The sequence below is a fragment of the Candidatus Protofrankia californiensis genome (assembly GCF_900634765.1).
Lineage (GTDB): Bacteria > Actinomycetota > Actinomycetes > Frankiales > Frankiaceae > Protofrankia > Protofrankia californiensis.
In genome coordinates, this window is record NZ_CAAAFT010000123.1 from 1 (window position 1) to 6,548 (window position 6,548).

Annotated in this window: 5 protein-coding genes; 1 reads left to right on the forward strand and 4 read right to left on the reverse strand. The window is 68.0% G+C overall.

The genetic code is table 11. From position 1 onward, the window contains the following. On the forward strand, positions 1-1,792 hold a 1,792-nt coding region (cydC, locus tag DD1DGNOD_RS07290; protein WP_206443008.1), incomplete at its 5' end, for a thiol reductant ABC exporter subunit CydC. On the opposite strand, the gene DD1DGNOD_RS07295 is transcribed toward cydC, so the two are convergent. The 4 genes from DD1DGNOD_RS07295 to DD1DGNOD_RS07310 form a co-directional block, all read right to left on the reverse strand. Further along, positions 1,781-3,496 carry a sensor histidine kinase gene (locus DD1DGNOD_RS07295; RefSeq protein WP_131765838.1) on the reverse strand — a complete coding sequence of 572 codons (1,716 nt, stop codon included), beginning with the start codon at positions 3,494-3,496 and terminating at the stop codon, positions 1,781-1,783. The two genes, cydC and DD1DGNOD_RS07295, sit on opposite strands and share 12 nt — an antisense overlap. A 194-nt stretch (positions 3,497-3,690) precedes the next feature. Then, on the reverse strand, positions 3,691-5,106 hold the full coding sequence (locus DD1DGNOD_RS07300) for a tyrosine-protein kinase family protein (RefSeq protein ID WP_131769725.1): 1,416 nt from the start codon (positions 5,104-5,106) through the stop codon (positions 3,691-3,693). A gap of 4 nt (positions 5,107-5,110) precedes the next feature. Beyond that, the gene (locus DD1DGNOD_RS07305) at positions 5,111-5,701 is read right to left on the reverse strand and encodes a toll/interleukin-1 receptor domain-containing protein (RefSeq protein WP_131769726.1); all 591 of its coding nucleotides are present in this window, start codon (positions 5,699-5,701) and stop codon (positions 5,111-5,113) included. 109 nt (positions 5,702-5,810) lie between these two features. Beyond that, positions 5,811-6,341, reverse strand: coding sequence for an OsmC family protein (locus tag DD1DGNOD_RS07310; protein WP_131765842.1), 531 nt, complete (start codon positions 6,339-6,341; stop codon positions 5,811-5,813). Positions 6,342-6,548 lie beyond the last annotated feature (207 nt).

Consider the following 6,548-nt stretch of genomic DNA (forward strand, 5'->3'; position numbering starts at 1 on the left):
CGGTGGGAGCGATGCGCCCGCCCGCCCGGCGGCCGCATCGCTCCCACCGGCAGCTGCATCCGTCCTGCCAGCGACCGGATCGGTCCTGCCGGCAGGCATGCGGTCCCGGCCGGAGCCGGCCGTCTCCCACCGGGAGGCACTGGCGCTGTTCGCTTCGGCACGGCAGCGGTTCGCCCTCGGTATCCTCGCCGGGGCCCTCGCGCTGGGGTGTGGCATCGGACTGACCGCCACGTCGGCATGGCTGATCGTCCGGGCGTCGCAGCATCCACCGGTGCTGACATTGATGGTCGCGATCGTCGGCGTCCGGGCGTTCGGGCTCGGCCGGCCGGTTTTTCGCTATGTCGAACGCCTCACCACCCACGACGCGGCTCTGCGGGGTCTTGCCCGGCTGCGCTCGGAGGTGTTCGCCCGGCTCGTGCCGCTGGCTCCCGCCGCCCTCGGGACCCACCGCCGCGGGGACCTGCTGCGCAGGTTCACCGCGGACGTGGACGGGGTGGGCGAGTCGCTGCTGCGCGGCGCTGGCCCCACCGTGTCCGCGGCGCTCGCCTGCGCCGGCGCGGTGATCATGGTTACCGTCATGTTGCCGGCCGCGGGGATTGTCCTGGCGGCCGGGCTTGCTGTGGCCGCGGTGCTGGCCGGGCCGATAACCGCTCGGCGTACCCGGGCGATGGTCACGGCCACCGCCGTGGCGCGGGCCCGGCGGGATACTGAGATCGTCTCCCTGCTGGACGGGCTGGACGAGATCGTGGCGTTCGGCGCGGCGCGGGCGCGGCTTGCGCGGCTGCGCCACCGTGACGGCGAAATACTGCGGCTGGTGGCGTCCTGGCGCAGGTCACCGGCATGGGGGAGCGCGGCCGCAACGTTTGCCGCGGGCCTGACCCTCGTGGCGGTCAGCGTCGTCGGGGTGGCGGCGGTACGGCAGCAGGCGTTGTCCGGGGTGATGCTCGGGGTGGTTGTGCTGACCACGGTCGCCGCCTTCGAGCCGTTGGCGGGGCTCACCGCTGCCTTCGCCGCCCTTGCCGACGCTCGGGCGGCCGCTGCTCGGGTGTTCGCGGTCCTCGACCGTGAGCCACCGGTCGGCGAGCCGGTCCACGCGCGGCGGTTGCCCGACGGGCCGCTCGACGTCCGCATGCACGGCATCGGGATGCGGTACAGCTCGGACGGTCCGCTGGTGCTCGACGGCTTCGACCTTCATCTGCCGGCGGGCGCCCGGGTTGCGCTCGTCGGCGCCAGCGGCGCGGGCAAGAGCACCGTCGTCGACCTGCTGCTGCGCCTGCGTGACCCGCAGGCGGGACGGGTCGAGGTCGGCGGCGTCGACCTGCGCGACGTCACCACCGACGAGCTGTACCAGAACGTGACCGGCATGACCCAGGACGCGCACGTGTTCGACGCGACGCTGCGGGAGAACCTGCTGATCGCCCGTACCGGGGCGACCGAGGCCGAACTCACCGGCGTCCTCGAGCGGGTCGGGCTCGGCGGCTGGGCCGCGGGCCTGCCGGACGGTCTGGCCACCCGGGTCGGGGCGAACGGGGAGCGGATGTCCGGTGGCCAGCGCCAGCGGCTGCTGCTTGCCCGTGCCCTGCTGGCAGACCCTCGCGTGCTCGTCCTGGACGAGCCCACCGCCCATCTCGACCCGGTGACCGAGGCCGCGGTGATGCGCACGATCCTGGACGTGACCCGCGGTCGGACGGTCCTACTCATCAGCCATCGCACGGCCGGCTTCGAGGAGCTGGACGCGGTGGTGGAACTGGCGGGCACCGCGCGGATGCCCACCCTGCGCTCAGCCGCCTGACGGACCGGTACCGCTCGACGGGCCCCTGCCACCGCCTGGACCTGTGCCGTCGGAAGGATCCGTGCCACCTGGCGGGTCCGGTGCACGGGTTCGGGCGGACCAGGACAACCGGGTGCCGGCGGCGAGAGGGGAGAACACGATGAACTTGCCTCCGAGCTCCTGCGCCCGGCTGCGCATGTTGACCAGCCCGCTGGAGCTGTCCCGGCCGTCCGGGTTCACGCCACCGACCCCGTTGTCGATCACGTCCAGCCGCACCTGACCGTCGGTGGACCAGACGGTCACGTACACCTGGGTTGCCGACGCGTGCCGGGCGACGTTCGACAGGGCTTCGCGCAGCACGGCCACCAGATGCTCGCCGACGACGTTGCACACGGCGGAGTCCAGCGCGCCCTCGAACCGCAGGTGCGGTGCGAACCCGAGGGAGACGGTCGCGTCGTCGACGATGTCGAGGATCTGCCCGCGCAGGCTCGGGACGTCGTTACGCCCGCGCCGCCGCAGCTGGAAGATCGTTGTCCGGATCTGGCCGATGGTCTCGTCCAGGTCGTCGATGTAGGCGGCGAGCCGGTCCTCCTGCTTTACCCCGTCGGTGCGCGAGACCAGGCCCTGCAGTCCGATCGCCGTGGCGAAGATCCGCTGGATCACGTGGTCGTGCAGGTCCCGGGCGATACGGTCGCGCTCCTCCAGGACGGCGATGCGGTCACGGTCGGCCCTGGCCTGGGCCAGCTCGAGCGCCAGCGCTATGTGCCCGACGAAACCCGAGGCCATGTCGATGTCGGCATCGGTGAAAAGCCGGCCTTCGATCCGCCGGCCGAGCACGAGTGCCCCGACGCTTTCGCCCGAGGCGACCAGGGGAATGACCATCAGCGGGCCGTTCTGGCCGGCGAGTGGATCCGACGCGGGAACGACCGCGCCGACCAGACCGTCGGGGTATTCGCCGGTGGCGACCTCCACGATGAGTTCCTCGGCCGACTCACGGGGGAGCAGGACGGCGGAGAAGTCCGCGACGGCGATTTCCTGGGCTCTGCGCGCAATCAGTTCCAGCGGATTCGGACCCTCGGCCAGGAGATGGCGGGTGATGTCGGTGGACGCCTGCAACCAGCGTTGCCGGCGCTGGGACTCCTCGAAAAGCCGTGCGTTCTCTATGGCGACGCCGGCGCTTGCGGCCAGCGCCTGGACGAGTTCCTCGTCCTCGGCGGTGAAACGCGACGCGTTCTGCTTGTCCGTCAGGTAGAGGTTGCCGAACACCTTGGTGCCGATCCGGATCGGGACGCCGAGGAAACTGTGCATGGGCGGATGCCCGGCCGGGAAGCCGTCCGCCCGGTGGTCGGTGGTGATGTCGTCGAGCCGCAACGGGTAGGGCTCCCGGATGAGCAGGCCGAGGATGCCCTTGCCCCGCGGAAGGTCGCCGATCCGGCGGACCATGCTCTCGTCGAAGCCGACATGGACGAACTGTTCGAGGTTCTGGTCGTGGGCGATCACGCCGAGTGCGCCGTAACGGGCATCCACAAGATCGCATGCCGCCTCCACGATGCGGGTCAGCACGACGGACAGGCTCAGGTCCGAGGCAACCATGCGGCTCGCCCGCAACAGACCACGCAGGCGACTCTGGGTAACGATCAGGTCCTTGGCCTGGTCGACCCGATGAGTCACAAAATCGTCACCATATGGTTGTACGGCGTTCCCGCCGCCAGTCTCTGCATCCATGACGATCTCAACGTATTACGCCTGACGGCCGCGGAGATCTCTCCGTCGGGCAACATCGCGCGAATCATCCTGGGCAGGACGATCGGCGCCCGGCCGTGGCCTTGCGACCTGCTGGTCCGCCAAACCTCCGTGATTTTTTTCACCAACGAATGTTTTCTCCGGCGGACGGCCATGAAAAGAGCTATATGCAGCGGTCAGCCGCGCCCCGACGTGCCGCGGGCTCCTCTGGTGATTGCGTCGACAATTCCGTCCGCGACGTCCGAGAGGTCTTCCTCACCTGTTATGCGCAGGTACTGACGACTGGCGAGGAGACTCGGGAGATGGTCGGGTTCGGCGTCCGAGGTGAGTACGGGCAGCACCGTACGGTTGGACCTGTCGTCCAGGGTCTGGCGGATGAACCGGTCGATCTCGTAGCTCCGCGCCCGGTCGAGGTAGGGGCCGTCGAAGAGAACGACGAGATGCCGTGATCGGGCCAGCAGGGTGTCCATCTCACGCTGCCAGTCGGTGCTGATGCCGACACCGAGCTGGCGCAGCCGTGACGGCCCTACCACTCGCAGGGACTGGCGAGCCAGCAGGTCCTCCAGCGCCGCCGCAAGTCGGTCGTCCTTACGGGAGCTGCTGATGAAGACATCGATCTCGTAGCCGTCGTCGTTGCGTGATCGCAGCCCCAGCCGGGTGGCCGCGTCCACGAACGAGTCCCTGCTTTCCACGAGCAGCTCGCTGCGGTCCAACCGGTGGGCGATCGTGGCCGCGAGGGTCTCCAGCGAATATCCGATCTTCTCCGGTGTGGGATCCTCCTCCTCGAGTGCCGGCAGGTCCTCGCCGAAACTCCAGTAGGAAACATAGGGAATCGTGAGGAAACCGAGCAGTCGCTCGATCGACACTCCCTCCACGGCCCAGTTCCGGAAAAGCGAAACGAGCTCCTTGCTGAATCGTTCCTGCCAGTACCGGGCCCGGCGGTACTCCTCCCGGGAGTCGAATCGTGCGGGAACGGGGAGGGTCATCAGCAGGGAGCGATCATAGGGCAGGTCGTCGCGGGCCCTTTCGGCGCGGCGCACGACGTCGACAACCCCACGCAGGCTCTGCTCGTTGGCGGTGAAGAGCACGACCAGGATGTCGGGAAGTTGTGCCGTGCAGATCCCGCTGATATCGGTGATTCCGGTCCGGCTGTCGACCAGGACGAAGTCGTAGTCCTCCAGCCAGCGTTCTCGACAGTCCTCCAGAAAGGCGCCGAGATCCTTCTTGTCGTACAGGTCGGCCCAGTCGATTTTTTGGGCCTGGGGGACGTAGGAGGGGTCGGACGAGCCGGCGGGAAGCAGATCCAGGGGTATTTCCCGCCCCGGGAGGAATATCCGGCTGACATAGTCACCGACATGTGGATTCCGGCCTTGCGCAAAATCGTTGATAAAATCGACCAGGCCGGTCCTGGGTGGGGACAGCCACCGGCTGAAGTAGAACGGGATTCCCGGGGCGTCGATGTCCCAGTCGATGCAGAGCGTCCGATAGCCCCACGAGGTGAGCAGCGCCGCGGTGTTGGCCAGGGCGAAGGTGCGCCCCACACCGCCCTTGTAGGAGTAGAAGGTCACGACCGTGCCGCTCACGTGTTTCATGTGTTCACAGCCTCGGTACGTCCGCGCGGTGGAGTGGTTCGGGGTCCGGACGCAGTACCGGAAAATCCGGGCGCCAGTCCGGCACCAGCTCCAGCTTCGCCGCCAGATCCTCCGCGACCGTTCCCACCTGCTTTTCGAAACCGGCGTAGGCGGGTGTCTGCTCGAAGGCGGGCGAGGAGACGTTCCACTCCTTCATGTCCTGCTGCTGGGTCTTCTTCGCGTCGCTCGGAAACCTGGTACCGTCCTTGAGCCGTATGGGATATACAAGGCGGCGTGCATCCGGCGCTGTGCTCAGATCGAACATCGCCTCACGGTGCTGCATGCTGCGCCATTCCGCGACGCACCAGTGAGAGCCGAAATAGGACGGAGTCCATACCGCCACCAGCAGGCGTGACCGACTGTGGGCCTGGGCGAGTGTGTCCGGCCAGTGGTCCCCGACTTCGACCCCGTCGACATCGATGAAGATCTCCGGCCTGCGCTCCAGTTCGTCGGTCAGGCACTTCACGAGCATCCGGTGGAAGTGATTGTGCACCCATGGCAGGACCGTACCCGCCCGCCGGTAGCTGAGGAACACGTCGAACTGGTAGCCCGACATGTTTCGGGGGCCTCCCTGAGGTGAGTCCCGCTGCTGGCCACGGCGTACGGGACAATAGGACACGACATGTGGGATGCGACATATGTCGGGCCCAGCATACCGTCCGGTTTCAGGGGGCCGGGACGCGCTCGAGTGAGCCGTGGATCGGCTGTGGGTTGATCAGCAGGTTCAGGATCGGGCAGGTGCGTTCCACGGCTCGGTGCAGCTCGCTGATCTCCTCGTCGGACGCGGGGGAGGACAGCCGCACGGTGTAGCGAAGGTCGTGCGGGTAGACCGGCGCGTCCTCGTACCCGGGTTCACCGGCGCGAGGGTCGAATGTGGCGGTGACGTCGATGTCGAGGGAGTCCAGGGGGACGCTGAGCACGGCTGCCTGGATCAGGAAGGTGTGGGTCAGGCAGCTGCCCAGCACCCCGAGCTGGATCTCGGGCGAGGTCGGGCCCAGATTGTGTCCGGCGAGATCCGGCCCGCTGTCGCTGATGATCTGGAATTCGCGGGCCCGGATGCGACGCACGCCCGTGCGTCCCTCCGCCGTGACGGTTGCCGAGACGGCCAACGGTTTGACGTCACCTGCGGCAACCTGCTCCCGCTGCGCGAGAACGGCGTCGCGCTTGCCGATCAGGTATTCACTCAAACCGCTCATCGGGTCGTCCTCCCGTCGTCGATTGGTACGTCGGGCGTGGCGCTGCCGGATCCCCGCGCTGCACTCCCCGCTCGATGATCTACACCCCTGATGTCGGGCGCGCTCAGTGACCAGCTTGCTGATCGAACAGCATTGTTCAGTGGCGTCCTAATCGAACAGGTCCGGCTCTATCGAACAGGTCCGGCTCTAGTCGAGCAGGTCCGGCTG

Excerpts from the sequence above, each read along its gene's own strand:
- DD1DGNOD_RS07305 (WP_131769726.1), bottom strand. The coding sequence starts at position 5,701 with ATGTCGGGCTACCAGTTCGACGTGTTCCTCAGCTACCGGCGGGCGGGT.
- DD1DGNOD_RS07310 (WP_131765842.1), bottom strand. The coding sequence starts at position 6,341 with ATGAGCGGTTTGAGTGAATACCTGATCGGCAAGCGCGACGCCGTTCTC.
- DD1DGNOD_RS07300 (WP_131769725.1), bottom strand. The coding sequence starts at position 5,106 with ATGAAACACGTGAGCGGCACGGTCGTGACCTTCTACTCCTACAAGGGC.
- DD1DGNOD_RS07295 (WP_131765838.1), bottom strand. The coding sequence starts at position 3,496 with ATGGATGCAGAGACTGGCGGCGGGAACGCCGTACAACCATATGGTGAC.